The organism is Pseudoalteromonas sp. SR45-4 (genome assembly GCF_014163535.1).
GTDB classification, from domain to species: Bacteria; Pseudomonadota; Gammaproteobacteria; order Enterobacterales; family Alteromonadaceae; genus Pseudoalteromonas; species Pseudoalteromonas nigrifaciens.
This window is the reverse complement of sequence record NZ_JACJDO010000026.1, coordinates 1-25,486: the sequence shown is the minus strand read 5'-3', so window position 1 is coordinate 25,486 and position 25,486 is coordinate 1. Positions and strand designations below refer to the sequence as shown.

Genomic DNA, 25,486 nt, shown 5'->3' with positions numbered 1-25,486 from the left:
GAATATTCTAATGGCTAAAAAAATACTTATGGTTTTAACCTCACATGCAGAATTGGGCAACACAGGTGAAAAGACAGGTTTTTGGGTAGAAGAATTCGCAGCCCCTTATTACGCATTTAGAGATGCAGGCGTTGAAGTCACTCTTGTATCGCCAAATGGCGGCCAGCCCCCGATAGACCCTACAAGTACTCTTGCTGATTTTCAAACTGATGCAACTAAACGCTACGACGCAGACAGCGCCGCACAAGCATTAATGGCCAATACCAAAGTGCTTAGTGAAGTAAATTCGACAGATTTTGACGCGGTATTTTACCCAGGCGGCCACGGCCCACTATGGGACTTAGTAGAAAACACCGACTCTATTGCACTTATTGAAAGCTTTATTAAAGAGCAAAAGCCAGTAGCGGCTGTTTGCCATGCCAGTGCCGTATTTTTGAATACTAAAGATGCCGATGGTAATGCACTTGTTGCTGGTAAAAAAGTAACTGGTTTTACTAACAGTGAAGAAGCGGCAGTACAACTTACCGACATAGTGCCGTTTTTAGTAGAAGACGAACTGATTAAAAAAGGCGGCGACTATCAAAAAACAGATGACTGGGGTGTACTTGTACTCGAAGATGGCCTAGTAATTACCGGTCAAAACCCAGCAAGCTCAGAACTTGCTGCTAAAAAGCTACTAACCAAACTAGGTTAATAACGATTTATAAGTAAAAAGCACAGCATTTAATGCTGTGCTTTTTTAATTGCTTTGCATTAGCAAATACAATTCCTATACTGGCAACTATTAAGCTCAACTAGGACGATTATATGGCAACCAAGCCAACCACACGGTCATTACTAACAAGCAAACGCTTCGCTATTTTTAGTATTGTTACAATTTGCTTTGTGTTACAGCTAATTAATAGCTTACCTGGCATTAATCTTAATGGTTTTGGCATTTATCCGCGCAGCATTAATGGCTTAATTGGCATACTGAGCGCGCCATTTTTACATGGCAGTTGGTGGCACTTTGCCAGTAACATGCTGCCTTTTATGGTTTTAAGTTGGTTGATTTGCCAATACAGCGTTAAGCGTTTTTATAACGTATTTATTTTTACCGCATTAGTAGGTGGTTTTTTAGTATGGGCACTTGGTCGTAGTAATATTCATGTTGGTTTAAGTGGCGTTATATATGGGTTGTGGGGTTTTATACTTTGCTATGGCGTAATTAGACGTTCATTTAAATCCATTGTTATTGCTGTTGTCGTTGCCCTACTTTACAGCGGATTTGTTTGGGGTGTACTACCACAGCGCTTGCATATTTCGTTTGAAAGCCACTTATTTGGAGCATTGAGCGGATTGTTTTTAGGCTATAAATTAGCAAAATCCGACAAACTTAAAAGTCAAAAAACTCGCCTTTAATTTATTTTAATGGCCATATTTATTAATACATATATTTTTTATATGTATTTCATTTAAACAGAGGTTATTTTTATGAGTGATCAAAATCAATACACCCCACCCAAAGTTTGGACATGGGACAGTGAGAGTGGCGGTAAATTTGCCAGCATTAATCGCCCCATTGCCGGCGCAACTCATGACAAAACCTTACCTATTGGCGAGCACGCATTTCAGCTTTATTCGCTTGCTACACCAAATGGTCAAAAAGCCGCTATTATGTTTGAAGAGCTGTTAGAGCTGGGCTTAACCGATGCAGAATACGACGCATATTTAATCAGCATAGGTGATGGTGATCAGTTTGGTTCTGACTTTGTTGATATTAATCCAAATTCAAAAATTCCAGCGTTAATGGATCATTCAACCACGCCGCCAACGCGTATTTTTGAATCGGGCTCTATACTGCAATACCTAGCAGAAAAGTTTGATGTGCTTATACCTAAAGATTTAAAAGCTAAAACTGAATGTCGTAACTGGCTATTTTGGCAAATGGGCTCAGCGCCGTACTTAGGTGGTGGCTTTGGCCACTTTTATAGTTATGCACCCACTAAAATGCAATATCCTATTGATCGTTTCACCATGGAAACCAAGCGCCAGCTTGACGTGCTAAACCGCCATTTAAGTGCAAACGAATACATGGCAGGAGATGAGTACTCAATTGCCGATATCGCAATTTGGCCTTGGTATGGCTCTTTAGTGCTTGGCGACATTTATGATGCAGCTGAATTTTTAGATGTTGCCTCATACACTCACGTTGTACGTTGGGCTAAACAGGTTTCAAAGCGCCCTGGCGTAAAACGTGGTCGTCGCGTTAACCGCACATGGGGACCTGAAGAAGAGCAACTAGCAGAGCGCCACAGTAGTAGTGACTTTTAATCAAATCGCCTCCCCCCTTTATATAAATAATTATAAAGGGGTTTAATTCAGCCTACCTTGAATCATAGTTATATTTATTTTCTCTAGCTAGAGGTTTTCAGTGAAAACAAGGCGAGTTTACGCGTCAATAACCGGCCTATTGCATGAAAGTTCAACGCAGTTAGCGCTGAAAATAGCAGCTTGAGATAAGTTTATTGTTCGAAGAATAGGTTATATTACATAGCGTAAACTAATCGTATTTATAATTTATTACGTAATGGAGTGAGTAATTAATAATGAGGCTAACTCGTTTTTAGGGTTAGTATTTTATGCAAAACGATTTAAGCAAAAAAATAAACATAGTGTGGTTTAAACGCGATTTACGTCTTAGCGATCATCAACCATTAAAAAATGCATTTGGTAATGGCTTACCTACCCTACTACTTTATAACTTTGAGCCATTAATGCTTGAAGATGCACACTACAATGAGCGGCATTGGCGCTTTGTATATCAATCAATAGTTGAGTTAAATAATCAACTAACACGCTTTAATGCCTGCGTTTATATATTTAATTTAAACATGGGTGACTTACTTGAATCGTTAACGACGCAGTTTGAAATAGTTAATATTTTTAGCCATCAAGAAATAGGTTTAAACAATACCTTTGAGCGCGATAAAGCCATTAAAGTTTGGTGCCAACATAACCACATTAATTGGCAGGAGTCGCAAACAGGCGCAGTAATTCGCGGCAAAAAAAATCGTAATAATTGGAACGAGCGCTGGCAGCAAACAATGCAAGCACCTATCGCGGTTCCTAATTGGAAAAGTATAAAAACAATTACCCTCAATAATTACCAAGCACCTGAATTACCAAGCGCTTACACCCAAAATCACGACAGTTTTCAACAAGGCGGCCCGCTGCAAGCACGCACTGTATTACAGAGCTTTTTTGCCGAACGTGGTAAAGGCTATCAAAAAGGAATATCAAGCCCAAGTTTGAGCCAAGTACATTGCTCTCGGCTTTCGCCGTATTTAGCCTGGGGGAACATTAGCCTTAGGCAAGTGTACCAAATGGCCTTTGACGAATATCATTCAAAACATCCTGATAAAAGAGGCTGGAAGCGCCCACTTGCTGCGTTTGTATCGCGCTTGCATTGGCACTGCCACTTTATGCAAAAGTTTGAAAGCGAATGCTCTATGGAGTTTTTAGCACTTAATCCGGGTTATCACGTATTTCCGTATCGTGATGACGAACATGTAAAAAGCGATATTGAACGCTGGGCGCAAGGTCAAACAGGTATTCCAATTATTGACGCTTGCATGCGCTGTTTAAAAGCCACAGGTTATATAAACTTTAGAATGCGCGCCATGCTTGTAAGCTTTGTAACACATCATTTAAATATAAGCTGGCAGCAAGCAAGCTTTCCTCTTGCTAATTACTTTTTAGATTTTGAACCAGGAATTCACTACCTGCAAATTCAAATGCAAGCCTCGGTAACTGGCATTAATACTATTAGGCATTACAACCCAATAAAGCAGTCGGAAGATCAAGACCCAACTGGCGCGTTTATTAAAAAGTGGTGCCCCGAGCTTGAAAAACTCCCTATTGAATATTTACACCAGCCTTGGGAGCAAACTCCTATGGAAGCGCTATTTAACGATTTTAAGCTAGGGGAAGATTACCCCGAGCCCATACTTGATTTAACAGCAGCCTCAAAAGCAGCACGCGAGCGCTTATGGCAATACCGCGAGCGAGCAGATGTTAAACGCGCCATAGGAAGTATTCTTAGAAGGCACGTAGCAATTACAGCAAAAACAAGCCAAATAAAAAATAAAACCACTAACGATGGCTCATAAAAAGCAAAGCTTACCTCAAAAAACATGCCCCATTTGCAATAAACATTTTACGTGGCGTAAAAAATGGCAACGCGACTGGGACAATGTTATTTACTGCTCAAAGCGCTGTAAGTGCAATAAGCAATAATAGCTGGCGCTCATCTTGCATTAACCTTATAAATACAACGCTTTTTAGCTATTTTGTGATTATTTTTGCAAATAACACTCACCTAGTATGAAAAGCTTACCGCCAATGCAATAAGGAGAAGATGATGACAATTAAAAAATCTGCAAACTCAAAATGGTCTGGTGATATTAAAACAGGTAAAGGGAGTATTTCTACGCAAAGTGGCGCGCTTAATAATCAACCCTACGGATTTAATACCCGCTTTGAAGATAAACCCGGCTCAAACCCTGAAGAATTAGTAGCTGCGGCGCACAGTGCATGCTTTAGTATGGCATTATCGTTAGCATTAGGTGAAGCAGGGTTTACCGCCGACAACATTGATACCAAAGCGGTAGTTAGCTTAGATGAAGTAGACGATGGTTTTGCTGTTACCCACATTGCGCTTGAAGTTAATGCTAAAATTGCTGATATTGCAAACGAGCAGTTTCAAGCTTTATGCGATCAAACCAAAAAAGGCTGCCCTATTTCTAAACTAATGAATGCTGAAATATCACTCAAGGCTGAGCTGAACTAACTATTGTAAATACATTATTAAAACGCCGCATTTATTTGCGGCGCTATATTACATGCGTTTAGTTACATATTACCTAGCTCTATCATCATCGCGGTGTACATGCGCAAGTTAAGCTTTAGCTGCTCAAGGGTAATAAACTCATGCTCAGAGTGTCCGGTGTAACGCTTACCTGGCATTGATGGGCCAAACGATACCGCATTATCAAATAACTTAGCGTTAGTACCGCCGCCAATAGAGACAAAGCCGGCTTGTTGATCACCCGTAAAATGCTTAAAAATATCAAGTAATTTTTGCGCATGCGGCGCGCCATCAAGTAGCATAGGCGTACCAATAATAGTTTTAACATCATTTAGTGTTACATTGTTAGTGGCTTGCCATTTTGCTAGTGCACTGTCTATTTGCTGCTTTAACACCAACTCTTCTTTGCCCATAGGACGGCGCGCATTTACACTAAGCGTTAGGGCATTTCCCTCTCGTTCAATCACAGTGGGTGCCACTGTCATTGGCCCCATAAAATCATGTTTATAGGCAATATCGCCAAACTGTTTGCCATGAATATCTAAACCAATCAGCTGATTTACAAAGTTAATTAACTGCCCATCACTATTATTTTCAAGCGTTTGGCCTTTAAATATTTCGGCTAAATAAGCAATTGCATTAACACCCGACTCTGGCTCTGATGAATGCGCCGACACGCCTTTTACACTAATTGCGACAGCTGTATCGTCTTGCTGAGTAAAGCTAAACTCTACTTGCTTAAGCGTAATGGCTTTGGCTTTTAATTGAGTAAGTAACTTATCATCAGCATTATGCAGTACTAGGCTAGCGTCTTCAGGTATTTGGCTTACAAATGCACCACCTGCAACATCGCTAACATAAACACCTGTTTTTGCTGAGGTAGCATTGAACGTTGGCGCAATTAAACTCCAACCTTTTTCGGCCACCACTACTGGGTATGACGCATCTATTGTTACTGCGTACTTTGGCTGCTCATAGGTTTTCATAAACTCAGTAAGCGGGCCCCAGTCAGACTCCTCGGCCAAATAAATCATTAACTCAATACGGTTATTAAGCGTTATGCCTTTATCTTTAATGGCCTTCATGGCGTAAAGTGCGGTGGCAATTGCGCCTTTATCGTCCTCTGTACCGCGGCCAATTAAGCGCCCTGGCTCTGATGTTGTATCAATAATAAATGGGCTTTGCTGCCACTTACTTGCATTAGCTGGTTGCACGTCGCCGTGTGTTACTACGGTTACTTTATCGCTTTGCTCCCCAAGCCCTATTAATACTGTGTAGCCTAAATCCTGATAATCTAAACCCAGCTCAGCCGCTTTCATTTTTAGTAAGGCTTTAAAACCAATAAAGTCGGGATTTTGTGGTGCGCTAATATCGCTTTTATTCACAGTAGGAAATGATACTAAATTGGTTAGTGTATGTACCTGTGCGCTTTGGTAGGTATTTACGGCATAATCGGCAACACTATCAATATTTTTATTTAACTGTGCTTGAGCACTAAAGGCAAATAATGCAACACTGGCTAACGCTAACTTTTTCAAAACATTTCCCATTTAATTAATCACTAAGAAACATAATTATAACCTTGTGCACCTCACACAAACAGCGCTTTGCGGTAAAGTCACATAACAACCAGTGCAATTAGTTAAATATTTATATAGTTGCTTTTATACTTGGTGCTATATAATGCGCGCCTTAAAATTATGAGTATTAAAAATGAACCGTCGCAAAAAAATAGTTACTAAATTTCAAAAGAAAGATAAGCGCACCAATGCCAAATTACATAAAAGCAAAAAACCGGGTTATGTATCAAAAGCTGAGCGCGAAAAACTTGCTGCACAAGAAGTAGAGCAAGTAATTATTGAGCCAAATTTAGAACAAGAATAAGCGCTATTAATAGCGCTTATTTAATCAGCTTATTTAGCCTTAAAAGGGCTGAAGTGGTACAGGTAACGGGTAGCAACATAACCCACTACTGCTGTAGCAACAATTAATTCTAATACCGCTAAGTTATGTATTTTCTCAATGTATTGAGTATCTACTTGTTTGATTAGCATCCAAGAAGACATTTTAAATAAAGCGGTTGCACCAATTACCATGGGAAACGTAAAAGCAGCGTATCCTGGGCAAAATGGACGACGTAGTAGTTTAAAAAAAGCCACATAAATAATAAATGTCATCAATACGGCTATCCCAAATAGTAGGCCTACAATTATTGGTGATGGGTTAGTTTCTATAGTGAAATACCCAGCTAACGATAAGCTTGCCGGCGCTGCTAAAATAGCGAGGGTTGGCTGAGCCGCATCGGGTATTTGTTTAGCAAATATTATACGGTAAATCATCATAGGTAGCATGACAGCGTATATTATCATGCCAAAAATAAGGGCACCTTCTGCCAACCAAGCCAATGCAGGGTTACCTGAAAAAGCGACATCAGCAACAATAATGCCTACAGGTGGTACAAACCAGCTAGGTACCATATGTTCAATTTTAAAGTCGCGAGCACGATGCCCTACAAAGCTAATAAAAAAGCTTAAGTGTAACAAAAAGGCTAGTACCCACAATGCATCTCCTGCAATCGCATTTAGCTGCCCTAAAGAGTTAGAAACAACCATGGTAGCCATAGCAAAGGTAGGTACTACACTGCCCACTACCGGATGTGCTAAATCAGCTTTTAATAAATTAGGGTGTAATATAAATTTTATGCTCAATAGTACTAACAGCACACTGGCCAAAGCAGCACCTAAGTACTGACTGTAACCATTAAAATTTATAAAGCTTTCCCATGCCCAACCAAGGCTTGCAATACCTAGTGCTAATCCGCTCATTGGGGTCGGTGCCGCCATTACTTTTGTTTTAATACGATTAAACATGATTCAATTCCAAACTACCCTGCTTTATTTAGGTGAAGTATAGGCTTGCATTACGTTAAGTTAAATATGATTATATAAAACACCTGTTCAATAAAACTAAACACTTATGGCTTCATATATATGGCTTCACATATTTCACTAAAACAACTTAGCGTATTTGTTAGTATTACCCAGCATATAACACTAACAGCGGCCGCCGAAGCGTTATTTCTCTCTAAAGCGGCAGTGAGTATGGCACTTGCTGAGCTTGAAAAACAATTAGGCCACTCTTTATTTGATCGGGTTAATCATCGGCTTATTTTAAACCAAGAAGGACAAAAGCTGTTACCTTTAGCTGATGAGTTACTTAATAGGGCAAGTAGTATTGATGCTTTATTTACCGATAATGCTCAGATAGCAGGAACATTAAAAATAGGGGCCAGTGATACTATAGGGAATCATATTCTCCCCACTTTACTGAGCGACTTTAGAGAACAAGAAAAGCATTATTCACAGCAAATTTTTATCTCAAATTCAGCACTTATTTGTCAAAAACTCATCGATTTTGAGCTCGATATTGCGCTTATTGAAGGCCAAGCTCATCATGGCGATCTAATATCGAGTGTGTTTAGTCAAGATGAAATGTGTATTATTGCGCCATTATCACACCCACTTGGCACTAAAAAACAGATTAATTTTAGTGACTTAACTAATAGCCAATGGGTTTTAAGGGAGCCTGGGTCTGGTTCGCGTAACTTTTTTTTGCAGTCACTTGCCAATAATATTGAAAATTGGACCCAAAGTTTTGAGTTAAATACTACTGAGTCGATAATTAACTGTGTATCGGCAGGGCTAGGGCTTGGCTGTTTATCGTCACTTGCGGCGCAATATGCGCTTAAAAATGACCGCGTTAAACGCCTCCCCTTATCTAGCCCAATGCACAGGCAGTTTTGGCTTGTTATTCATAAAAGCAAATACCAAAGTCCACTGTTAAAGAAATTTATGGCATTTTGCCAGCAACGCTAAAGCCGAGTCGATAAAAGGGCCATAATAAATTACCATGGCCCTTGTTATTAATAATTAAACTTTAAAACGCGTAGCTCAATACTAGGTTTAATGATCTTCCCTGCCCTGCTAATTGCTCAAAGCCGGTTGCGTTATTTTTTTTATACTCAGCAATGCTAACCCCACCTAATGGTAGTTGATAGTACTGATCAAATAAATTTGTTACCTCAACACTGAGTGTAAATGCATTCCACACTGCTTTAGAACTTAAATTAACTAAATGGTAGCTATCGGTTTGGTTTTCAAAGCGGTTGTTATCTACTCTTGTTTTAGTATCGACCCATTGCCATAAAAGCGAGTTTTCAACATTGCCAATTTGCTGGCTAATACCAAGCTGGGTTTGCAATGGTTTAATTTGATAAAGCGGCTGAGTGCTAGAGTTACCATCGCGTTTGCCACGGGTGTTAGTTATATTTGCTTTTAACTGCCACTGACCTAACTGTTCAGATTGATAAATACTGGCACTTAAATCTACTTTAGCGCCATATAAAATGGCGTCTACATTAGTAAACTGCAAAATATTGCGACTATTACCGTCAATGCCTGAACTATTAAAGTTCCTTACTATGTCAGCATCAATATAATCACTCACATCGGTATACCAAATATTAGTGCTTACACGCCAGCTGTCGTCTTTTGCCAATTTAGTATAAGTAGCACTCATTGTATGTGCGGTTTCAACGCCAAGATCTGGGGTGCCAATATAACCATTACCATCGCCGTACCAGCCAATCATGGTGGTTGCCATATTGCTAACCCCCCAACTGTATCGCTCGTATAAGTTTGGCGCGCGATTTTTACGAGCAATACCAAGTTGCAGTTCATCAACGTTAGTTATTTGGTAATTAATTAATACGTTTGCATCAACTACAGTATCGGTTTTATTTCTACTCCCTGCATTAAACGTATTTGCTGCCATAGCGTCACTTGGCCCTATATGCATACCGCCCATGTGCATACCTGTGTTATATGCCTGTACTTCACTTACTTGGGTATTTATATTTTCAATACGCACACCCGTGTTTAACCATAGTTTTTTACTATTTTGGCTTTCATATTCTGCAACAAGTGCAATGCGTTCACGCTTTCCATTATTAATATTTTTATAGTCGTTTGGCCCCATCATGGCCGAGCCTGTAATACTTGGCCACCAATCATCAATACTATAATGGTAATATTCTTGAGCTAGCAATATGCTGCTATCGTTATCTAAATTTATACGCCATTTTAACTGGCTGCTTATATCTTCTGCGTCGGTTTTCATTGGCATCATGCCGATTTTTTCTGCGCTAAAAAATCCCATATCGTGTTTTACGCTATGCCAATTTACTTGTCCTGCAAACTCGCTGCTCGCAAATGCTCGCTTGTATTGCGCTGTAACCCCGTAACTGGTGTTATCTGTCATATCCATATACTGATTAGCAAAGCCTTGATACGGAATTTTTTGATGACTAAGCTTAACTACAACCTGCTGTTTATCGTCGCGTATAGCTGCGGTTAAACTGTGATTTTGGGCGCGATACAACGTATCAAGCACTACATCGCCGTTACCGTCTTCATAGCTGTTTGCATCACTAAACGAGCCCTGATAATTAACGCTAAGTGTATTACTTGCTAAACGTGCACCTACTCCAAAATTACGACCATTGTCAGCAGTGCTGTACTTTGCCGATACATAACCAGAATGCCATGCTAAATCGCTATTTTGAGTGTATTGCGGTGCAATAGAGTTAACACTTATTACACCTGCTATATTATCACCACCTGCACTTACCGGTGATACACCGGCAACCACATGATAAGACGTAACTTGGTTCGCCGAAATGTAAGACAACGGCGGATTCATTTGATTAGCGCATGCCGCCGTTATTTCTGCGCCATCAACTAATACTTTTACTCTGTCGCCCATTAAACCATTTAAAATAGGTAAATTAGATACGCCACCAGCAGCTGAAAAATCGACACCTAAATCACTTAATAGCGACTCTGTAGAGCCAAGTACTAAATGTTTATTTTGAGCATCCCCATGTACTTCAATCACTTCTAAAGATGTATCGTCGGCAAATACTAAAGGAGATAAAAGCCCACTTGTTAAAAACACTAAAGGTGAGAGTAAGTAAGGTGTACGGTATATTATTTTATGCGCCATTATTTTATTCTTTGGACTGCTATTATTAATGACGTAATTATACTGGATTCACCTTACTTGCATGCGCGACATAATGTCGCACTTTATTAACTATAATCAGCATTTTTAGCCAAGCTTATCTTTTTATATTAGGTTATTTGCCTCTCTAAATTAACCACACGACATTAAGATTTTATTAAAGTAATTAATTTACCTTTAACGGCCAGCTAATAGATGACGCCCTATGTTATTTGGCTTAAAATGGCCGCCTATTTATTCCCAGCATTTACAACAACACTTCTTTTGCTTTTTTCGCAGCAACAACACTTTACAGTTTGCTTGTTGCCCTAGTTTTTATGAATTAAACATTAATCTCAAAGGATTTTTATGACCGCTAATGTAGCGCCGCCATCTAATCAACTTAACCGAACAGCTATATTAATCGTGCTTGCGCTCGGTACTTTTATTTTAGGGTTATCTGAATTTTCGATGATGCCTATGCTGCCACTGATCAGTGAAACTTTTGGCTCAACGCCTTCGCAAAGTGGCTACGCTATAAGCGCTTATGCTTTAGGTGTTGTTGTTGGTGCGCCCATTTTAATGTTAACTACTGCAAACATGAGAAAACGCAAAGCGTTGCTTATATTTTTAAGCTTAATGTGTATTTCTAATAGCTTAAGCGCTTTTGCAACGTCACTTGAGCAATTGGTATTGTTTCGCTTTTTAAGTGGCTTGCCCCATGGTGCTTATTTTGGTGCAGCTATTTTATTAGCCTCTGAAATTGCCCCTGCAGGTAAGCGTGCAAGCTTTATGTCGAAAGTTTTTATGGGTTTGACCATTGCCACCATTGTTGGCGTACCTGTGGTAACTTTAGTAGGGCAAAACTTAAGCTGGCGTTACTGCTTAGCCGGTGCAGGTGTTTTAGCTTTTATTGCTTTTATTTTTGTATATAAAGTTGTGCCAAATATTGAAAACACTAAACCATCTAATTTACTTAATGAGTTTGGAGTATTAAAAAACAAGCTGGTTTGGTCTATTTTGGGTATTGTAATTATTGGTTTTGGTGGGGTATTTTGTATTTATACCTATGTTGCTGATACTATTTTAGAAGTAACCGAAACAGCGCCCTACACCATTTCGATTGCTATGGTGATGTTTGGTATTGGCTCAACATTAGGCAATTATGTATTAGGTAAAGCGGCAGATAAATCTGCAATTAAAACGACTGGCTTAGTACTGGTTTGCACTATTGTATTTGCCTTTGCTTATGTAACCGCAAGCCATAACATTTGGCTGCTTTATGGGGTTATATTTTTTATTGGCTGCAGTTTAGGTTTAGCAACGCTAGTACAAACCTTACTAATGGATGTGTCTCCTAATGGGCATGCCATGATAGGCGCGTTAGTACAGTGTGCTTTTAATGTTGCTAATGCAATTGGCCCTTGGGTTGGAGGCATTGCAATTGCGCAAGGTGCCGCGCCAAATCAAACAGGCTATGTTGCCGCTGCTCTTTTTGTTGGTGGGTTTATTATGTGGTTACTTAGCTACTTACAAATGAGCAATAAATCGTTTGTAGCAAAAGAGGCTTAATAGTTAACTAAAAAGAGCCGCTAATTTGCGGCTCTTTTTATTTTTAATTACTAAGTGTAATTAAACACTTAACGATGCCATATCAATAACAAAACGATAACGAACGTCAGACTTTTCCATTCGCTCATAAGCTGTATTTATTTCATCAATATTGATCATTTCACATTCGGGTAAGACATTATGCTCGCCACAAAAATCAAGCATTTGCTGCGTTTGTGCAATACCACCAATAAGTGAGCCTGCAATACGGCGACGCCCCATTAATAATGGCACTGTGCTTAGCTCATCAACCGGGCCAACCTGACCAACAATAACCAGTGTACCATCAATATCTAGCAGTGGTGTGTAAATAGATAAATCGTGCTTTACCGGTACGGTATCAATAATAACGTCGAAGGCTGACTGCGCACTTTTCATTGCATCATCGTTTGACGACACTAAATAATGCTGGGCACCTAGTTTAACCGCATCGTCTTTTTTAGACTCACTACGGCCAACTACCGTAACGCTTGCGCCCATAGCGACAGCGTTTTTAACCGCCATATGACCAAGCCCACCTAAACCAACCACAGCAACACGACTGCCTTTTTTAACGCCCCACTTATGTAATGGCGAGTAGGTAGTAATGCCTGCACACAACAGCGGTGCAACACGCGACAGCTCTAAGTTTTTAGGTACTGAGAGTACGAACTCTTCACGCACTACAACATGTTTAGCATACCCACCTTGGGTCATATCGCCGTTAACACGATCTGTTCCTGCGTATGTGCCTACCATGCCTTCACGGCAAAACTGCTCTTCGTTATTATCGCACTGATCGCAACTTTTACATGAGTCGACCATACAGCCAACAGCAACCGTATCGCCTTGCTTATATTTTGTAACGTCGCTACCTACCGACATAACCTTACCAACAATTTCGTGTCCGGGTACTAACGGGTAGCGACTACCGCCCCAATCATTACGTACCGCGTGCAAGTCTGAATGACAAACTCCACAGTATAATATTTCAATTTCTACATCGTTATTTCGTAAATCGCGGCGCTCAAAAGAAAACTCGGTGAGTTCTGAACCTTGGCTTTTTGCTGCATATCCTACTGTTTTCATAATAACTCCATAGTATGTTAAAAATATAAATACCAAATAAGTATACTTGCTTAGCTGTGAACACTAACTGATGATAAAAAACCCAAGCCGTACGCTTGGGTTCCATTTGATTGCTGATAACTTAATTGTTAGTAACTTAACATTTAGGTTTGCCCTAATTATTTTGCCAGTACCGCGTTTAATTCATCTACAAATGTATGAATACGCTCTGCATTTTTACCTAAATCACTGCGACCAATACGCGACTTACTACGAATATCAACAAAACGCTGAGAGCCTTCATCTTTAATACGCACCACTATATCGTCTTTAAAACCAAACCAGGTGGTGGTCTCGGTTGCTTCAACAATCCCTTGGCTGGCATCGCTATTAACTAACTCCCAACCCAAATTTTTAATCGCTTGCACTGTAGCCACTACTAGCTCACTTTTTGGGTAAGCATAATTAAGGGTAGTCAGTTCTGGGTAAGCTTTAAGCTGTTGCGCAGCCGTTTCTGCCCCGGCATAAGCCACTGGGTTTGGCGCATCGGCACGCAGTGGTGCAATAGCTACAAACTTTGGTGGATTAACTACGTCTGTCGAAATATCATGAATTGGCGGCACACTTTTCGCTTTATCCATCATATTAAGCGGCATAAAAATAGCAATACCCGCAAATACAACGGCCACTATAGTACTACTTACAGTGGCTGTTTTACGCATAAATATAACCTGCACCAAAAGTAATACAAGCGCAGCTCCCCCCACGTAAACACCAAACCTAAATCCAGCAAACGCAGTGCCTAATTCAACAACGCCAAATTTATATAATGGCCCGGGCAATACAACCATTAAAAAGGCGATTAAACTCACCAAACTTACTAAAACTTTCATTAATTTACTCCATTACATGAATTTTTTATTCGCAAACAGTTTTATACTGTTTGCGATGGAATTTGGGTTACATTAATAACGAATTAAACCATAAAATCTAATGTCGACTGATTAAAGTATCTTAAGTTTGGAAATATATCACCTAATTCTGATGCAGGAACACCAAACCACTTAGCTAGTGTGGCAAAATATTGCTCATTTGCAACACTTGGTATTAATCGCCCTCGGCCGGTATCTTGTGGTCCGCCTAAATGTTGAGTTAATAACTCCCCATATATATTGGCGCCTTTAACTGCGCCTCCCATAACGATTTGGTTTCCTGCCCAACCATGATCCGTGCCATCGCCATTAGATGTTAGCGTACGGCCAAAGTCCGACATAGTAAACGACGTTACTTTGTCAGCCATATTCAGCTCATTCATCGCACTATTAAACTCGTTAAGTCCTTGTGCTAGTGTGCTAAGCAATGCAGGGTGAGTATTCAATTGATTATCGTGTGTATCAAACCCTCCCATAGAAACAAAAAACACTTGGCGCTGCGTACTTAACTTTGCTTGCACACTAATCGCCTTAGCTACCGCAGCTAGTTGCTTCGACAACCCTGTATCGCTAAATGAGGTAATAAGTTCAGGGGCGGCTTCAAGCGCACTATTCATTGTTTGGGTATTTCTAATCGCTGAATTAAAACTATTAGCGTAAGCACCCGTTAATGGATGATTCGTATTACCCATTATACGGTTCATAATATTGGTTACATGCTCAGTTCTTGGCTGATAACCGCCAAAAGCGTTTACTTTACTTATACCGCTTTTATTAAGCGAAAACGCCTTAGTTTGCGCGCCTGTTTGCCAAAGATTGGTGCCATCGAGCGATATGTTTGCAGCAAACTGATCTTGCTGATTTAAGCGCTCTAGCAAACGCGCTCCCCAACCATTATTTAGCGATTCCTTTTCACGACCATACATCCACGCTGCTTGTTGATTGTTATGTGAAAACAAGTGTTGAGGCAGCGGTACTGCTTTATTTTTATAATCGTCAAGCGTGGTTGGTGCAAGCAAAGTACCTACTCCGCCAACAAATGCCAAGTTAGCCGAATCAAACACACTTTGCATGGGTGCAAGCGCTGGGTGCAGCCCTACACCACCAGCAAACGACGAATTAGTATTAAGCGCAATAGGCGAAGCAACCGCCAAGTTTTGCCTGCTTTTTTCATACAAATTTCGTTGCTCGCCCTCTAACGACATTAGCATATTTAGTGAATCGTTACCGCCATATAAAAATATACATACTAGGGCTTTATAATCACCCAATTCAATAGCATTTGTTGAACCCGTTAATGCTTGAAGTTGTAAGCTGGTTAGCGCCGCTGCCGACACCCCGCCTTTTAAACATAATGACAAAAATTGCCTTCTATTTATGCTCATTATGCCTCTCCTAATACTGCAAATTAAATTCAGGTGAAATAGCAATCATATAAAGTAAATACGATACCCGCTGACGATCTTGATTATCAATAAAATAGGCACTTAAATCGAGTAACGCCTGGCGTGTTTCGTGGCTCATTGAACCGGCAAAATACAACACATTGTACTGATCAAGTAACGACTCTATGCCATAATTTTTTAGATGGTTCATATCGTTTTTAATATAGACGTATAGTAATTTTGGACTTAAAGATGTTTTTCCTTCAGCCGCATTCCACACTAAATCTGCAAAGTGCTTATTCATTATGCCAATTATTGTAGAGTCATTTGCTATTTGTAACTCTGGAGCAACTAAGCCATCACTACGTAAATAAACAGGTTGGTAATCGGGCCTGTAAAAGTTAAATACTGAGGGCGACTTCATTGGCCCCTGTCCATAGGTATTGTATAAACCCCACGTGTTGTAATAACCGTTACCGGTTTTAGCATCTAGATTTCGCCAAAACTGTATTGTGGTTATCAGTGGCTCTTTTAGTTTCCCTTGATAATTTAAAACACTGCCAAAATGGCGTGCCTCATCATCTAAATAAATAGCCTTTATTACCGCGGCTAAATCTCCTCGTACTCCAGCGCCGTTATCATTAAAAACACGAGCAACACGGGTAACATATTGCGGTGTTGGGTTTGAGGTAATTAAACGCTGTATGAGTTGTTTACTAATAAATGGCGCTACATTATTGTGATTAAATAGGTTATCGAGCGCTATTTGCAGTGTTTCTTCTGGTCCGTAGCCCTCGGGGATAATTTCGCCATTTAACAATGTTTTTTGTTTACTAGAGTGATACTCGCTAAACGCTTTCATTGGATTTACATAATCACGTTTTTTTTTCTTAAAAGTTTCACTAGCTGCAAATGTCCACCCAGTAAAAACGCGCGCAAATCCTTCTATTTGAGCCTGACCGTAGGTGGCAATTGTATTACCTTGCGCATCAAGCTTTGGAGTAGCGTCTAAATTTAACTCTTCAAGGCCTATTGTAAATAACTGCATTACTTCGCGGGCGTAGTTTTCATCTGGGCGAATATTAAGCTCATCATTTGCCTTTTCATTCCCTAAATGGCTTAAAAAAGTACCCATAATTGGCGACAGCGTTACGTCTTCTAGTAGCTCTCTATAGTTACCAAAAGCATGTTTAAGCAAAATATCGTAGTAAGTGATCATGCCCTCGGGCTGATTACCTACATTACTACTTGCATCCGATACAACCAATATTTGACTCAATGCAAAGGCAACACGTTGGCGTAGTTGATCGTCGCTATGCAACACCCCCTTCCACCACGCATCAATCCTATTAATATACTGAAATTTGTTTTCATCAGGGCTTTTCACTAAATAACCACGATGGTAGTTAATTGGTAACGCCATTTGTTGCTCAAGCCACTGCTGTTCGCTTAACCCTTGAGCTTGGCGTATTTCACTTAATGTGGGGCCCATACTGCCTTGCTGTAATATACGTGCGGCAGCAGTTTCATCCATACTATTACGCGCAACAAAACTCACAGTTTTAACGTTGGTAGCCCCTTCATTATCGGTTGCCGTTACGCTAAAAGCGTACTCCATTGCTGCATGGCTTTGCGCATCTGGTAAAGTAATAGTGATACTACTGGCATTTACAGGTGCATTAAGTACTTTAAGCCCCGCAGTTTGTTCCCACACAACACTACTGATAACGCCATCGGCATCGCCAACTGTTGCATTTAAATCAATAGTTTGACCTTTAACTATATCGTTTTTGATATTGGTTATTGATAGAGAGGGGATTTTATTTGTGCTTACAACTGGTGTCTCATCTGAGCCAGAGCCACCGCAAGCACTGATAAACAAAGCAGAGCTTGCTAGTAAAAAAGTTCTATAGTACATGTAAATTTGTTCTCACCTTTAATTAAAGCACAACAGTGCTTACTGCAATTAACACATCAATTGAAACATAAAAATTACATACTTACTCTTTATTTTTTGTAACCGAAACTTGACTAATTAGCAAAAATGCACAAACTACGGGGGTTAAACTAGCCAGAGCCTTATTATTTATGAAAACAGAAATTAGCTATCGTTTTGAATCTTCTCAAGTTGCCAACCGATTTATACATCTACTTAAAAATTGGCCCATTAATGATGTAAAAACAAAATTATTTAATGGCGGCAATTGCGTAAAGGTTAATTATGACTATGACGAGAGTGGTTTTGACTACACAGTTGCAGAGCTTGACGATTTAGCCGAAATACACGGCGGTAAAGAAATTTAAAAACAATGCTTATATATTTTGAAGTGTTTTTGGCTGGATCTACTTTTTTTAAAACTGATGGATTGTTGATTAGTAACTATAAATTAAACAAAAAAAGCACTATGGTTTAATTAAACCATAGTGCTGCTGTTTATCGTTATTTATCGAAATGAATAACAGTGCGAATACTTTCGCCTCTGCGCATTAAATCGAACGATTCGTTAATATCTTCAAGTCCCATTGTATGGGTAATAAAGTCACTTAACTTAAATTCACCCGCTAAATAACGTTCTACATAATCAGGTAATTCGCTGCGACCTTTAACCCCACCAAATGCTGAACCTCTCCATACTCTACCCGTTACCAATTGGAACGGACGGGTTGAAATTTCTTGCCCCGCACCAGCAACACCAATAACCACAGACTCACCCCAGCCTTTATGGCAGCACTCTAGCGCAGAGCGCATTAGGTTAACATTACCAATACACTCAAACGAGTAATCAACACCGCCATCGGTCAACTCTACAATTAAATCTTGAATTGGTTTGTCGTAGTCTTTAGGGTTAATAAAGTCGGTAGCGCCTAGTTTTTTTGCTAATTCAAACTTACTTTCGTTAATATCTATAGCAATAATTCGGCTCGCTTTAGCCATAGTTGCGCCAATAACTGCCGACAAGCCTATGCCACCAAGGCCAAATATAGCTACTGTTGCGCCTTCTTCAACTTTTGCAGTATTCATTACCGCGCCCATGCCGGTTGTAACACCACAGCCTAATAAACACACCTCTTCTAATGGTGCAGATTTATTAACTTTTGCTAACGAAATTTCTGGTAATACCGTGTATTCAGAGAAAGTTGAACAACCCATATAATGAAAAATTGGCTGTCCGTCTTTGTAAAAACGAGTGGTGCCATCAGGCATTAAGCCTTTACCTTGAGTTTCACGAATTTTTTGACACAAGTTAGTTTTACCCGATAAACAAAACTTACACTCGCCACACTCTGGTGTATATAAAGGAATAACGTGATCCCCAACTTTTACACTCGTTACGCCCTCGCCAACTTGCTCAACGATACCACCGCCTTCGTGGCCTAAAATAACCGGAAAAATCCCTTCAGGATCATCGCCAGACAAAGTAAAAGCATCGGTATGACAAACTCCAGAGGCAATAACTTTAACTAATACTTCGCCCTTGCGCGGCAGCATTACGTCAATTTCTTCGATAGATAAAGGCTGTTTTGGACCCCATGCTATAGCGGCTTTCGATTTTATAAACTTATCTGACATCTCGTTCTCTCTTAATTAATAAATTATTTAATATAAATGAACGTAAACACGTATTTTAGTTTAGTTCAGTTACCTTAATAATGCGCTGCTGCATATTATTTTTGGCTTAGAATTATGCTATTCATTTTAAAGCAATTAATGGCTATGCCCTTGTGATAGGTTAATCATTGCAATGCCTATGGCCACCAATGCCATTCCTAACCAAGTGGATAGTTCTAAATGCTGTTTATATACAAGGGTAGATAGTAGCGTAACGGTAACAATAGCTAATCCTGCCCACATCGCATGCACAATACCTACAGGCATGCCTTTCATTGCTTGGCCTAAAAAAACAAACGCAGCCAAATGGCCCAATAACACCACTATGCTGGGCAGTAACCTAGTAAAGCCATCTGTTTGTTTTAATGCCACATGCGACATTGCTTCTGCAATAACACCTAAAAATAAAAATACCCAACTCATATTTTTTCCTATTTATTTTGCGAGCTGTTGTATTAATGTCGATAACGTTATATCGACGATTTAACTTATTCACAGCATGTTTGTGTTGATGGCTGCTATTATATTTGTTTCTGTAAAAATGATAATATGCTATTTTTGAAATTAACTTGTACATATAGGTAACAATCATGCAGTGGGAAGGTATTAGTGAATTTGTACACGTTGCTGAAAATGCCAGCTTTACGCAAGCCTCAAAAAAAATGGCAATATCTACAGCGCAAGTAAGCAGGCAAATTAGTGCGCTCGAAAACCGGCTGAATGTGAAGCTGTTTTATCGCACTACGCGCAAAGTGTCGTTAACTGAAGAAGGCCGAGTGTTTTATCAGCATTGCCGCAGCGTGCTTGATGGCTTAGATGCTGCAGAGCGGGCTATAACTAATTTACAAACAACGCCCCAAGGTAAAATAAAGCTTACGGCTTCGGTAACTTATGGAGAGCAGCAAGTACTGCCTTTGGTTTCTGACTTTATGCTGCAATATAGTGAGGTCGCGGTTTCTGCTTACTTGAGTAATCAACAAATTGACTTAGTTGAAGGCGGATACGATTTAGCTATACGTATTGGTAAGCTGGCCGACTCGTCAATGATGGCAAAAAAACTCGGAACCAGAACCAGTTATGTGTGCGCATCGCCAGAATATCTGGAAAAACACGGCATACCACATGCAATTTCTGAACTGAGTAAACATAGTTGCCTACTAGGCACGCTTGATTATTGGCACTTTATGGAATCGGGAAAAGAAAAAAACATTCGCGTTGCCGGTAAGCTAAGATACAACAGTGGCTATAGCCTAGCGGATGCAGCATTAAAAGGATTAGGAATAGTACAACTGCCCGATTACTACGTGCAAAATCACCTGCAAAGTGGTGAACTAATTACCTTATTAGATAGCTATCGGGTGCCTGATGAAGGCATTTGGGCCATATACCCTCATAATCGTCACTTATCGCCAAAAATAAGGTTATTGGTCGACTATTTAGCAAAGCATCTTAGTTAGTATTTACGTACTTGAATAATATTAATCTCGAATTTAACTGTGAGGTTAATATTATTACTTCAACTAAGTACACGCTCACATTTTACTTTTCACTTTGTTAGTTGCAATACTGGTTGCAGGGCTATCGGGCCAAAAATGCTTGGGGTAACGCCCTTTCATTTCTTTTTGTACATCGCGATAACTGGTATTCCAAAAGTGTGCTAAATCTTGAGTAAGTTGCAACGAGCGTTTCCCCGGCGACAATAACTCCATCAGCAGTGGCAATTTCCCCTGCGCCAACAACGGCGTGCTGGTCATACCGTATACTTCTTGCATACGTACACTGAGCTTTGCAGGGCCTTCAAGCTGATATTCAATCCTAATATTAGAGCCGCTCGCTACCGTTAAACGCAGTGGCAGTAAGCTTTTTAAGGCACTTTGTTGTTGCCAGTCAAAACAATTTTGTAATGCCTCAAAGTAGTTAAACTTTTTAAGCTGCTCCAGGGTTTTAATATCTTGTAAAAATACACCTAGCCACTGCGGTGCCGTTTGAATAAGTTGTTGCTCGTTAATTTTCGGAAACTTTTCGCTCATTAGCTTACTTGCTAAGCTCATTCTAATTAATAGTTGCTCAGCGTCTTTTTGTTCATTAAACAGTGCAAAGCCATGTTTAGTAAATAAATTTAACCATGCTTTGGCGCGCTCACTTTTATCGAGTTTTTGCGCACTTGGCTGGCTAGTAAGCGTAATAGCGCCAAGTTTCACTTCGTCTTGATGGATAAAGCGTGCGGTTTTTTCATCAAACTCACAGCGAGTTTGCATGCTAAATAAATGCGGCAAATAGGCTTGCAGCTCAAATGGGCTAAGTGATGTGGCACTAAAAATACGCCCGCCTTTGTGCCCGCCCATAGTGGCAATTGCAAGGTAGTCGTCGTTATGCCAGTAATCGCGGTTTAGCTCAGCGCCTGCACCATTGGCAAGTAAGTAACCATTGCCACGCTTTTTCGCGATTCGATCGGGGTAAGCAAGCGCCACCAGCAAGCTTAAGTGCTCGGTATTTAAATCGCCATTTGACTCCTTTACTTTTAAGCGACTTTGCCAATATTTTAATTGCTGCTTGAATACCTGATGTGGCCGTTGTTGTTGGCTATGCAGCGCTAAGCTTAGCTCATTAGCAGTATTAACTCGGCTTTCAAGTAATGCCACCAAATAAATAGCGAGTCGATAAATACCGGGGAGTGCTTGCTCTAATGCCTGCGCTTTTAATAGCATATGCGCCAAACGAATATCAGCGCCAAAGCCTAACATTTTACTGCCAAGCGGTGTGAGCTTACCTTTGCTGTCTATGGCTTCAAGCATGCTAAGTAAGTTACTTGCCTGTATGCCTTGCTGCTCAGTAGGCTTATCAAGCAAGGTTAGCTCCTCAATGCTTGCCCCCCACTGCTTAGCTTCTAGCATTAGTTGGCTTATGTCTGATGTGAGTATTTCGGGATTCTCGTGACTATTACGGCGCTCAAAAGTTTGCTTAGAGCCAAGCCTATAAACCACACCTGGCTCTATTCGCCCTGCACGCCCTGCACGCTGCACTGCCGATGAGCGCGATATGCTTTGTGTTGTGAGTTCAGTAACACCGGTTTTTAAATTAAAGGTCGCGGCGCGGCGTTTACCGCTATCAATCACAATCCTTATGCCTTCAATGGTTAAGCTAGTTTCGGCCACATTGGTAGTAAGTACCACCTTGCGCATCCCTTCAGGCGCAGGAGCAATAGCTGCTTGCTGGTTGGCTTTATCTTGCTCGCCAAATAGCGTTGCCACTATACAATTGTTTGGTAAGTCAGTGAGTGCTTGTTGTACCCTGAGTATTTCGTGCTGCCCTGGTAAAAACACCAACGCGCTGCCTGTTTGCTCACTCAGTGCTTGTTTTATTATAGTGGGGATTGCATCAAGCCAGCGGCTTTCATCTTTTATGGGTATATATACTTCATCTATTGGATAGCTGCGCCCATTTGATTGAATTACAGGGCAAGCAAAAAACTCAGTGTAGCGCTGGGTATCAAGGGTTGCCGACATCAACATTATGGTTAAATCTTCGCGCAGCGCACTTTGGGTCTCTAACGCAAATGCCAATGAAGTATCGGCTGCAATAGAGCGCTCATGAAACTCATCAAATATCAGTAAATCAACAGCGCTAAGCTCAGGATCGTTTTGCAGCATGCGGGTAAGCATACCTTCGGTAACTATTTCAAGGCGCGTATTAACACTTACTTTGCTCTCACCTCTTATACGCAGGCCAACACTTTGGCCAACACTCTCGTTTTGACACTTTGCCAAGTAACTAGCAATATTACGCGCAGCTAAACGACGCGGCTCTAGCATTACAATACGTTTAAAGTGCCCATCACGCATAAGTTGCAGCGGCAACCAAGTAGACTTACCTGCACCCGGCGGCGCTTGCAGTAGCGTAATTGGGTTGCTTTGTAATGTTATTACGAGTTGTTGATATATGTTTTGAACCGGCAGCACAGCTATTTACCCTAAATTGCTTTACCGGCATTGTAACAAAAAACCGCAGCGTGACTGCGGTTGATGTTTAATAATTAATACTCTTTTACAAGCAACTAAGCTCAATAGGTTGCCCATTAGCTACCCACTTTCTACCTATTAACTCTCTACTAGCTACCCGATACCATTCTAATTCGCTCTGCGGGTACGCGCAATTGCTGCATTAAATACACTTTAAACGACTCTGCATAAGGCTGATCATCTACGGCTTTTTGCATGCATAATAGCCAAGCTTCACTTTCGGCAACGCCTACCGCCAAGTGTTTATGCGCCTGGGGAATGTTAATGCTGCCAAAATGCTCCGCGTACAGCTTAGGTCCGCCCATCCAACCTGACAAAAAGTAAGCTAACTTTTTACGCGACTGCGACAAGTCTTTACTGTGCATATCTCTTATGTGCTTAGCCTCTTTTAACTGTTGCATATAATCATAAAATGCATCAACCAGCTGGGTAATACCTACTAACTCCCCCGCCATTTTGTAAGAGCAATCTCCTACGCCATATTCACACACTTTAGTATCCATAACTCACTCATACCGTCTGTTTTATCGCAACATAATAACTTAAAACCTATATTGGATAAGCAATTATTACAAACTGCTATGTATATTTTGTATGCATTTAAAGAAGGACCACATAATTACACCCACCTTTTAGCCTTACTCTATTTATGATTGATATTAAGCTACTGATATTAATTACAAAAAATATTTATGCTTTTTTTTGGTATACGACTTGCTACTTTATAGTTGACTGTTAATTTCACTAATCTAAAGTAAGGAGCTACTTATGAACAGCGATCGTATCAAAGGTAATTGGAAAGAACTTAAAGGTAAAGCGCAACGTAAATGGGGCGACATAACCGACGATGATTTAGATAAAATTGAAGGTAGCCGCAAAGAGTTAGTTGGCAAAATTCAACAGCAATACGGTAAGTCGAAAGAAGAAGCCGAACGCGAAGTTGATGAATTTGAAAAAGACCATTAATTTTAGCTATTAGCTACTTAAAAATAACCGCCTTTGTTGAGGGCGTTCAGAATTCTGTGTCAGCTTAAATTGCTAAATATCTAGCACACCATCTAACCTACCTTCGAAGTGGATGGCCAATTGCGACAATGTCAGATTCCAGTTATGGATTGGCATTGTCCATTTCTTTGAGGCATTTAATATGCCTGCAACACATAACTATAACGACCATTTTTAAACGTATAATTATGATTGCCACCACTGCCTTCAAATGTAATATCGCCATTTAGTAAAACCATATCAGGCTTGTCGCTTGGCTTTTTATCAATACCCCATACTGCATAACGAAAATTATGATCGCCTAAATCATCAACACGAATATGGTAGTTAGCTGTTTTCCAATCAAGTACTGGCTTTTCAAAAGTATTGATACTTGCATGCAAAGATTGCTTACCTTGTTCTATTCAGCTTTTAGCAAGTGCCTGCTCTTTAGCGTTTTGGGTATTTACAGCAATAATTTTACCGTCGGTATCTACCCACATAACGCCGCTATTGAGCATAATGCCGCGCCAACCTACACTATCCCAATCGGTATCAATGTTTGAACTGGCAATAACTGCGGTGAGCTCATCATTAAATACTTCATCAAAGCGGTTAATAAGCTCAGTCTCATCTTTAATGTCTGGTATAGGATATAGAAACATAGAATGACACCCACCCTAATAATTAATCCCTTTGGTGTTTATCTAAATAAACATTGCTGAGCTTAAAATCCCCTTAGCTTTGACAATCTCTCTGCTTATTAAAATAATATTCAAATAACGCTGTTTTTATTCATTTTTAGGCATGCAAAATACTGTGCTTTCACAGAACATAGAATGACACCCACCCTAATAATTAATCCCTTTGGTGTTTATCTAAACAAACATTGCTAGGCTTAAAAGCATCCTTAATTTTTAAAATCCCTCTGCTTATTCAAATAACGCGTATTAAACTGCTTTTTTATTCATTTTTAGGCATGCGAAATA

The 25,486-nt window shown here is 40.1% G+C and carries 23 protein-coding genes and 2 pseudogenes; 12 read left to right on the top strand and 13 right to left on the bottom strand.

All coding sequences use genetic code 11. The features are described from left to right. Positions 1-10: 10 nt before the first annotated feature. The 6 genes from H5058_RS11785 (at position 11) to H5058_RS11760 (ending at position 4,831) form a co-directional block, all read left to right on the top strand. A complete protein-coding gene (locus tag H5058_RS11785) occupies positions 11-694 on the top strand; it encodes a type 1 glutamine amidotransferase domain-containing protein (protein ID WP_182678349.1) in 684 nt (227 codons plus the stop codon). Between the two features lie 113 nt (positions 695-807). Continuing rightward, a complete protein-coding gene (locus H5058_RS11780; RefSeq protein WP_011328848.1) occupies positions 808-1,401 on the top strand; it encodes a rhomboid family intramembrane serine protease in 594 nt (197 codons plus the stop codon). A gap of 72 nt (positions 1,402-1,473) precedes the next feature. After that, entirely contained in the window at positions 1,474-2,313 is an 840-nt protein-coding gene (yghU, locus tag H5058_RS11775; RefSeq protein WP_011328849.1) for a glutathione-dependent disulfide-bond oxidoreductase, read from the top strand. A gap of 308 nt (positions 2,314-2,621) precedes the next feature. Beyond that, on the top strand, positions 2,622-4,151 hold the full coding sequence (locus H5058_RS11770; protein WP_182678347.1) for a cryptochrome/deoxyribodipyrimidine photo-lyase family protein: 1,530 nt from the start codon (positions 2,622-2,624) through the stop codon (positions 4,149-4,151). Next, positions 4,141-4,278, top strand: a complete 138-nt coding sequence (locus H5058_RS11765) for a DUF2256 domain-containing protein (RefSeq protein ID WP_182678345.1) — start codon at positions 4,141-4,143, stop codon at positions 4,276-4,278. Before H5058_RS11770 ends, H5058_RS11765 begins: the two co-directional genes overlap by 11 nt. A gap of 124 nt (positions 4,279-4,402) precedes the next feature. Next, complete coding sequence (locus H5058_RS11760; protein WP_089368627.1) at positions 4,403-4,831, top strand: OsmC family protein; 429 nt, start codon at positions 4,403-4,405, stop codon at positions 4,829-4,831. 62 nt (positions 4,832-4,893) lie between these two features. Here the strand turns inward: H5058_RS11760 and H5058_RS11755 are convergent, their stop codons facing one another. After that, complete coding sequence (locus tag H5058_RS11755) at positions 4,894-6,387, bottom strand: dipeptidase (protein ID WP_182678343.1); 1,494 nt, start codon at positions 6,385-6,387, stop codon at positions 4,894-4,896. Positions 6,388-6,562: 175 nt separating this feature from the next. On the opposite strand from H5058_RS11755, the gene H5058_RS11750 reads away from it, so the two are divergent. Beyond that, a complete protein-coding gene (locus H5058_RS11750; protein WP_182678341.1) occupies positions 6,563-6,733 on the top strand; it encodes a DUF2986 domain-containing protein in 171 nt (56 codons plus the stop codon). A gap of 29 nt (positions 6,734-6,762) precedes the next feature. On the opposite strand, the gene H5058_RS11745 is transcribed toward H5058_RS11750, so the two are convergent. Further along, on the bottom strand, positions 6,763-7,719 hold the full coding sequence (locus tag H5058_RS11745; RefSeq protein WP_182678339.1) for a TDT family transporter: 957 nt from the start codon (positions 7,717-7,719) through the stop codon (positions 6,763-6,765). 120 nt (positions 7,720-7,839) lie between these two features. On the opposite strand from H5058_RS11745, the gene H5058_RS11740 reads away from it, so the two are divergent. Continuing rightward, a complete protein-coding gene (locus H5058_RS11740; protein ID WP_182678337.1) occupies positions 7,840-8,724 on the top strand; it encodes a LysR family transcriptional regulator in 885 nt (294 codons plus the stop codon). A 61-nt stretch (positions 8,725-8,785) separates the two neighbouring features. Here the strand turns inward: H5058_RS11740 and H5058_RS11735 are convergent, their stop codons facing one another. After that, positions 8,786-10,912: a TonB-dependent siderophore receptor gene (locus tag H5058_RS11735; protein WP_182678335.1), complete on the bottom strand. Its 2,127-nt coding sequence runs from the start codon at positions 10,910-10,912 to the stop codon at positions 8,786-8,788. Positions 10,913-11,278: 366 nt separating this feature from the next. Here H5058_RS11735 and H5058_RS11730 point away from each other — a divergent pair, with 366 nt between their 5' ends. Then, a complete protein-coding gene (locus H5058_RS11730) occupies positions 11,279-12,481 on the top strand; it encodes an MFS transporter (RefSeq protein WP_179807885.1) in 1,203 nt (400 codons plus the stop codon). A 60-nt stretch (positions 12,482-12,541) separates the two neighbouring features. On the opposite strand, the gene H5058_RS11725 is transcribed toward H5058_RS11730, so the two are convergent. The 4 genes from H5058_RS11725 to H5058_RS11710 form a co-directional block, all read right to left on the bottom strand. Next, positions 12,542-13,588, bottom strand: a complete 1,047-nt coding sequence (locus tag H5058_RS11725) for an NAD(P)-dependent alcohol dehydrogenase (protein WP_179807884.1) — start codon at positions 13,586-13,588, stop codon at positions 12,542-12,544. Positions 13,589-13,746: 158 nt separating this feature from the next. Further along, positions 13,747-14,460, bottom strand: coding sequence for a DUF1499 domain-containing protein (locus tag H5058_RS11720; protein WP_182678333.1), 714 nt, complete (start codon positions 14,458-14,460; stop codon positions 13,747-13,749). A gap of 83 nt (positions 14,461-14,543) precedes the next feature. Beyond that, on the bottom strand, positions 14,544-15,884 hold the full coding sequence (locus tag H5058_RS11715) for a DUF1501 domain-containing protein (protein ID WP_182678331.1): 1,341 nt from the start codon (positions 15,882-15,884) through the stop codon (positions 14,544-14,546). A gap of 10 nt (positions 15,885-15,894) precedes the next feature. Continuing rightward, a complete protein-coding gene (locus H5058_RS11710; RefSeq protein ID WP_182678329.1) occupies positions 15,895-17,802 on the bottom strand; it encodes a DUF1800 family protein in 1,908 nt (635 codons plus the stop codon). A 170-nt stretch (positions 17,803-17,972) separates the two neighbouring features. Here H5058_RS11710 and H5058_RS11705 point away from each other — a divergent pair, with 170 nt between their 5' ends. Further along, the gene (locus H5058_RS11705; protein WP_182678328.1) at positions 17,973-18,188 is read left to right on the top strand and encodes a hypothetical protein; all 216 of its coding nucleotides are present in this window, start codon (positions 17,973-17,975) and stop codon (positions 18,186-18,188) included. Between the two features lie 136 nt (positions 18,189-18,324). Here the strand turns inward: H5058_RS11705 and H5058_RS11700 are convergent, their stop codons facing one another. Then, positions 18,325-19,455 (bottom strand): S-(hydroxymethyl)glutathione dehydrogenase/class III alcohol dehydrogenase, encoded by a 1,131-nt coding sequence (locus H5058_RS11700; RefSeq protein ID WP_220485822.1) that lies wholly within the window; start codon positions 19,453-19,455, stop codon positions 18,325-18,327. Between the two features lie 135 nt (positions 19,456-19,590). Further along, entirely contained in the window at positions 19,591-19,917 is a 327-nt protein-coding gene (locus H5058_RS11695; protein WP_179807881.1) for a multidrug efflux SMR transporter, read from the bottom strand. Positions 19,918-20,084: 167 nt separating this feature from the next. On the opposite strand from H5058_RS11695, the gene H5058_RS11690 reads away from it, so the two are divergent. Next, complete coding sequence (locus H5058_RS11690; protein ID WP_011328872.1) at positions 20,085-20,951, top strand: LysR family transcriptional regulator; 867 nt, start codon at positions 20,085-20,087, stop codon at positions 20,949-20,951. A 75-nt stretch (positions 20,952-21,026) separates the two neighbouring features. On the opposite strand, the gene hrpB is transcribed toward H5058_RS11690, so the two are convergent. Together hrpB and H5058_RS11680 are read right to left on the bottom strand one after the other, a co-directional pair. Continuing rightward, positions 21,027-23,453, bottom strand: a complete 2,427-nt coding sequence (gene hrpB, locus H5058_RS11685) for an ATP-dependent helicase HrpB (protein WP_182678326.1) — start codon at positions 23,451-23,453, stop codon at positions 21,027-21,029. A 149-nt stretch (positions 23,454-23,602) separates the two neighbouring features. Further along, the gene (locus H5058_RS11680; RefSeq protein ID WP_011328874.1) at positions 23,603-24,016 is read right to left on the bottom strand and encodes a group II truncated hemoglobin; all 414 of its coding nucleotides are present in this window, start codon (positions 24,014-24,016) and stop codon (positions 23,603-23,605) included. 265 nt (positions 24,017-24,281) lie between these two features. Between H5058_RS11680 and H5058_RS11675 the strand changes: the two genes are divergently transcribed. Then, positions 24,282-24,479: a CsbD family protein gene (locus tag H5058_RS11675; RefSeq protein WP_011328875.1), complete on the top strand. Its 198-nt coding sequence runs from the start codon at positions 24,282-24,284 to the stop codon at positions 24,477-24,479. 72 nt (positions 24,480-24,551) lie between these two features. On the opposite strand, the pseudogene H5058_RS18700 reads toward H5058_RS11675, so the two are convergent. After that, positions 24,552-24,677: pseudogene (locus H5058_RS18700) on the bottom strand (IS256 family transposase); the annotation flags it as partial. Beyond that, positions 24,656-25,153, bottom strand: a pseudogene (locus H5058_RS11670) (hypothetical protein); the annotation flags it as partial. The pseudogenes H5058_RS11670 and H5058_RS18700, both read right to left, overlap by 22 nt. Positions 25,154-25,486 lie beyond the last annotated feature (333 nt).

Coding starts and splice junctions, on each gene's coding strand:
- yghU (WP_011328849.1), top strand. CDS start 1,474: ATGAGTGATCAAAATCAATACACCCCACCCAAAGTTTGGACATGGGAC.
- H5058_RS11730 (WP_179807885.1), top strand. CDS start 11,279: ATGACCGCTAATGTAGCGCCGCCATCTAATCAACTTAACCGAACAGCT.
- H5058_RS11750 (WP_182678341.1), top strand. CDS start 6,563: ATGAACCGTCGCAAAAAAATAGTTACTAAATTTCAAAAGAAAGATAAG.
- H5058_RS11725 (WP_179807884.1), bottom strand. CDS start 13,588: ATGAAAACAGTAGGATATGCAGCAAAAAGCCAAGGTTCAGAACTCACC.
- H5058_RS11700 (WP_220485822.1), bottom strand. CDS start 19,455: ATGTCAGATAAGTTTATAAAATCGAAAGCCGCTATAGCATGGGGTCCA.
- H5058_RS11785 (WP_182678349.1), top strand. CDS start 11: ATGGCTAAAAAAATACTTATGGTTTTAACCTCACATGCAGAATTGGGC.
- H5058_RS11770 (WP_182678347.1), top strand. CDS start 2,622: ATGCAAAACGATTTAAGCAAAAAAATAAACATAGTGTGGTTTAAACGC.
- H5058_RS11745 (WP_182678339.1), bottom strand. CDS start 7,719: ATGTTTAATCGTATTAAAACAAAAGTAATGGCGGCACCGACCCCAATG.
- H5058_RS11680 (WP_011328874.1), bottom strand. CDS start 24,016: ATGGATACTAAAGTGTGTGAATATGGCGTAGGAGATTGCTCTTACAAA.
- H5058_RS11760 (WP_089368627.1), top strand. CDS start 4,403: ATGACAATTAAAAAATCTGCAAACTCAAAATGGTCTGGTGATATTAAA.
- H5058_RS11765 (WP_182678345.1), top strand. CDS start 4,141: ATGGCTCATAAAAAGCAAAGCTTACCTCAAAAAACATGCCCCATTTGC.
- H5058_RS11715 (WP_182678331.1), bottom strand. CDS start 15,884: ATGAGCATAAATAGAAGGCAATTTTTGTCATTATGTTTAAAAGGCGGG.
- H5058_RS11705 (WP_182678328.1), top strand. CDS start 17,973: ATGAAAACAGAAATTAGCTATCGTTTTGAATCTTCTCAAGTTGCCAAC.
- H5058_RS11780 (WP_011328848.1), top strand. CDS start 808: ATGGCAACCAAGCCAACCACACGGTCATTACTAACAAGCAAACGCTTC.
- H5058_RS11695 (WP_179807881.1), bottom strand. CDS start 19,917: ATGAGTTGGGTATTTTTATTTTTAGGTGTTATTGCAGAAGCAATGTCG.
- H5058_RS11735 (WP_182678335.1), bottom strand. CDS start 10,912: ATGGCGCATAAAATAATATACCGTACACCTTACTTACTCTCACCTTTA.
- H5058_RS11675 (WP_011328875.1), top strand. CDS start 24,282: ATGAACAGCGATCGTATCAAAGGTAATTGGAAAGAACTTAAAGGTAAA.
- H5058_RS11690 (WP_011328872.1), top strand. CDS start 20,085: ATGCAGTGGGAAGGTATTAGTGAATTTGTACACGTTGCTGAAAATGCC.
- H5058_RS11740 (WP_182678337.1), top strand. CDS start 7,840: ATGGCTTCACATATTTCACTAAAACAACTTAGCGTATTTGTTAGTATT.
- H5058_RS11710 (WP_182678329.1), bottom strand. CDS start 17,802: ATGTACTATAGAACTTTTTTACTAGCAAGCTCTGCTTTGTTTATCAGT.
- H5058_RS11720 (WP_182678333.1), bottom strand. CDS start 14,460: ATGAAAGTTTTAGTAAGTTTGGTGAGTTTAATCGCCTTTTTAATGGTT.